This window comes from Intestinibacter sp., from assembly GCF_051866655.1.
Taxonomy (GTDB): domain Bacteria; phylum Bacillota; class Clostridia; order Peptostreptococcales; family Peptostreptococcaceae; genus Intestinibacter.
Genome location: NZ_JBJDXL010000271.1, coordinates 1 through 4,127, shown reverse-complemented (window position 1 = coordinate 4,127; position 4,127 = coordinate 1). Strand labels below are relative to the sequence as shown.

Genomic DNA, 4,127 nt, shown 5'->3' with positions numbered 1-4,127 from the left:
CATTTTATTTTCGTCTAGATCTATAGTTGGTACGAATTTTTCAACTGATGGTATTAAGTATTCTTTTTCTCCAGATGACACTACATACACGTCGTTTATAGCATGTTGTAAAACGTCCTTAACAACTCCTATTTTTTCGCCATCTATCGTAAAAACATCTAATCCAATCAAATCAGCTACGAAAAATTCGCCTTCTTCTAATTCTACAGATTCTTCTCTAGGAATGTACATATTTTTAGTCTTTAATCTCTCCGCTAAATCTATAGAATCGATGTCTTTTATTTTCATTATTACCATGTTACCTTTATATCTAACTCTTTCAACTTCGTATTTATTATTTAGACCCTTTTCTGTATAAAAATACTCTAAGTCGTCAAAACGATATATATCATCTGTATATGGGTAAACACGCACTTCACCCTTTAAACCTTGTGTATTTACTATTTGTCCAATTCTAAAAACAGTTAACTTTTCAGCCATATTCTCACCTCTTTTGTCATTTTTATTATATACAAAAAGGACTAGGTATATACCTAATCCTTTTTATACTATCTCAAGAGAAACCTTAAGGTGCTCTTTATTTCCAGCAGATTTTAACACAGTTCTAATAGCCTTAGCTATTCTACCTTGTTTTCCTATAACCTTGCCCATATCATCTTGAGAAACTGAAAGTTTTAGGATTATTTCACCTTTTTTCTTAGTTTCTTCAATGCTCACCTCATCAGGATTATCAACTAGAGCTTTGACAATATCTAATACTAGCTCTTTCATATTTTCCATCTCCTAAAATGTTACATATAAACTAATTTTAGTTTATTATTTTTCTATTATTCCTTGGCCTTGTAATAATTTTTTAACTGTATCTGTAGGTTGAGCTCCAACTTTTAACCATTTGTTAGCTTTTTCATCGTTTATTTTTATTTGTTTTGGTTCAGATACTGGATTGTAGTATCCTATTTCTTCTATGAATTTTCCATCTCTTGGTGCTCTAGAATCTGCAACTACTATTCTGTAAAAAGGTTTTTTATTAGAACCCATTCTTTTTAATCTTATTTTAACTGCCATTTTATATACCTCCGAAAATTTTTCTATTTTAGTTTTTTAATTTATTTATTTAAAGAAAGGAAGCCCTGGAAAACCGCCTCTTTTCTTCATACCCTTACCACCAGAAGTAAACATCTTCATCATCTTTTTCATTTCGTTTAATTGTTTTATTAGTTTATTTACTTCCTGTACACTTGTTCCACTACCTTTTGCTATTCTTCTCTTTCTAGATGCATTTAGTATTTGTGGATTTCTTCTTTCTTCAATAGTCATAGATTGTATTATGGCTTTTATTCTGTTCATTTCCTTGCCATTCATATCTACGTCGCCTATTTGATTTTTTAAATCTCCCATTCCTGGAATCATTCCAAGAATTTTTTCCATAGAGCCCATCTTTTGGATTTGTTCCATTTGGTCTAAGAAATCTTCAAAATCAAATTCTTGTTTTTTAAGCTTAGCTCCTAGTGCCTTGGCTTTTTCCATGTCCATTGTCTCTTGAGCTTTTTCAATTAAACTAAGGACATCTCCCATTCCTAATATTCTAGAAGCCATTCTATCTGGATGGAAAGGCTCTAAATCATCTAGCTTTTCACCCATACCTATGAATTTTATAGGTTTTTGTGTTACAGCTCTGATTGAAAGTGCTGCCCCACCTCTAGTATCACCATCTAATTTAGTAAGTACAACTCCGTCGATACCTAAAATCTCATCGAAGCTCTCAGCCACATTGACTGCATCTTGACCTGTCATTGAATCTACTACTAAAAGTATTTCATGTGGTTTGACTTCTGTTTTTATAGATTTTAATTCATTCATCAATTCTTCATCTACATGAAGACGACCTGCTGTATCTATTATAACTAAATCATTGTTGTTTTTTATAGCATGACTAAGTCCTGCCTTTGCAATATTAACTGGGTTTTCTTTGTCGCCCATATTAAATACTTCTATACCTAAATTTGAACCGACAACCTCTAATTGCTTTATTGCAGCTGGTCTATATACGTCACAAGCTACAAGCAGTGGTTTCTTTCCTTGTTTTTTGAAATATCCACCGATTTTACCAGATGTAGTTGTCTTACCTGCCCCTTGCAATCCTACCATCATTATAATTGTAGGTGGCTTAGAAGATATCGAAATTTTACTTTGAACATCTCCCATTAAAGCAGTAAGCTCTTCATTAACTATCTTTATAACATGCTGTGCTGGAGTTAAGCTCTCCATAACCTCTTGTCCAACACATCTCTCTTGCACCTTTTTTACAAAATCTTTTACGACTTTAAAGTTTACATCAGCTTCAAGTAATGCAAGTTTTACTTCTCTCATAGCTGCCTTTACATCTTTTTCTGTAAGTTTTCCTTTTGATTTTAACTTACTAAGAGCACCTTGCAATTTATCAGATAAACCTTCAAATATCATTTTAACAACTCCCTACATATTTCTTCTATATTTTCTAGCTTAGGGATTAAATCAGCACAATCTCTATTGTGCAATAAATCTTCTTTAATGTCAATAATTTTCTCCCCAATAGACTTAAGGAATTTTTCTTGGTCTTTTGCCTTAGATACTAAATGTAGTTTACTCTCGTATTCTCTAAGTATTTTCTCTGAACGCTTTAATGTGTCGTAAACCCCTTGTCGTGATACTCCTAAGTTCTCGCTGATCTCTCCTAAAGAATAATCTTCTTCATAGTAAAGAGACACCATTTCTCGTTGTTTGTCAGTCAATAATTCTTTGTACTGCTCAAACAATAATCCAATTTCAACCATTTTTTCTATGTTCATAACAATCACTTCCAAGACCTTACTGTAAAGGTTCTTTACTTTACACATTGTATTTTATATCAAATAAATACTATTGTCAACATTTATTTTACGCTAAGTTTAACCGAATAAAGCATCTACAAATGATTTAGAATCAAAATCCTGTAAATCCTCCATTTGTTCTCCTACACCTATTAATTTTACAGCTACATCTACTTCTGATTTAACAGCTAGGATAACTCCACCCTTTGCTGTTCCGTCTAATTTAGTAAGAACTAGTCCTGTTATATCACAAACTTGTTTGAAGCTCTTTGCTTGTGATACGGCATTTTGTCCAGTTGTAGCATCTACTACTAATAGGACTTCTTTTTTAGCCTCTGGATATTCTCTATCTACTATTTTAAATACTTTTCCCAACTCGTTCATTAGGTTTGATTTATTGTGCAGACGTCCTGCTGTGTCACAAATTAATACATCTACTCCTCTAGCCTTAGATGCCTTTATAGCGTCGAATATTACTGCCCCTGGATCTGCACCCTCTTGATGCTTGATTAAATCTACGTTACATCTATTTGCCCATACCTCTAATTGATCTATAGCCGCTGCTCTAAATGTATCTCCAGCTGCAAGAAGTACTTTCTTTCCTTCTTTTTTGTATCTATATGCAAGCTTTCCTATAGTAGTAGTTTTTCCTACACCATTTACACCTACCATAAGTATTATAGTCGGACTATGTGATGCGTCTAATTTAGAATCGTCCTTTGATAAAATTTCTTCAACTATCAGTTTTAATTCTTCTCTTACATCTTGTGGATCAGTTATTTTCTTGCTTCTTATAGCATCTTCTAATTTTTCCATTATTTCCATAGTAGTGTTTACACCTACATCAGCAGTTATTAAAACCTCTTCTAAATCCTCTAGAAGCTCTTCGTCTACCTTAGTGTAAGATTTTAATACTTCATCTACTCTATCTGTTATTCCTTGTTTTGCCTTTGTTAGACCTTGTTTTAATCTATCGAATAGGCTGACTTTTTTTGGTTGTTCTTCTATTTGCTCAGCTTCTTCAACTTCTTGAACTGTTTCTTCTTGCAAATCACAAGCTTCATCTAAAGGCTCTTCTACAGCTTCTATTTGTTCTTCTTCTAACTCTTGTGTAGCAGCCTCTTGTTCTAACTCTTCTAGTGCTTCTTGAGCTTCTTCTACTTCTTCAACTGGTGGTATTTCTTCTACAATTTCTTGTTCTTCTTGTAAGTCGTCTTCTTCTATTAATTCTTCTCTTACTTTTTTAACTTCTTCTTTTACTTCTTCTTTTTTATTTTT

6 protein-coding genes are annotated in these 4,127 nt (G+C 32.8%); all 6 read right to left on the bottom strand.

Annotated features, from left to right (window positions below; translation table 11 throughout):
• A partial coding sequence (gene rimM, locus ACI3VO_RS08130) for a ribosome maturation factor RimM (RefSeq protein ID WP_439757431.1) occupies window positions 1–480 on the bottom strand: 480 nt, incomplete at its 3' end.
• 63 nt (window positions 481–543) lie between these two features.
• A complete protein-coding gene (locus tag ACI3VO_RS08125; RefSeq protein ID WP_290687006.1) occupies window positions 544–771 on the bottom strand; it encodes a KH domain-containing protein in 228 nt (75 codons plus the stop codon).
• Between the two features lie 45 nt (window positions 772–816).
• Window positions 817–1,065 carry a 30S ribosomal protein S16 gene (gene rpsP, locus ACI3VO_RS08120; RefSeq protein WP_439757430.1) on the bottom strand — a complete coding sequence of 83 codons (249 nt, stop codon included), beginning with the start codon at window positions 1,063–1,065 and terminating at the stop codon, window positions 817–819.
• A gap of 45 nt (window positions 1,066–1,110) precedes the next feature.
• The gene (gene ffh / locus ACI3VO_RS08115; RefSeq protein ID WP_439757429.1) at window positions 1,111–2,463 is read right to left on the bottom strand and encodes a signal recognition particle protein; all 1,353 of its coding nucleotides are present in this window, start codon (window positions 2,461–2,463) and stop codon (window positions 1,111–1,113) included.
• Window positions 2,460–2,828 carry a YlxM family DNA-binding protein gene (gene ylxM / locus ACI3VO_RS08110; protein WP_439757428.1) on the bottom strand — a complete coding sequence of 123 codons (369 nt, stop codon included), beginning with the start codon at window positions 2,826–2,828 and terminating at the stop codon, window positions 2,460–2,462. The genes ffh and ylxM overlap by 4 nt, the downstream gene beginning before the upstream one ends.
• 99 nt (window positions 2,829–2,927) lie before the next feature.
• Window positions 2,928–4,127 (bottom strand): signal recognition particle-docking protein FtsY (gene ftsY, locus ACI3VO_RS08105; RefSeq protein ID WP_439757427.1); only part of this gene is annotated, 1,200 nt, incomplete at its 5' end.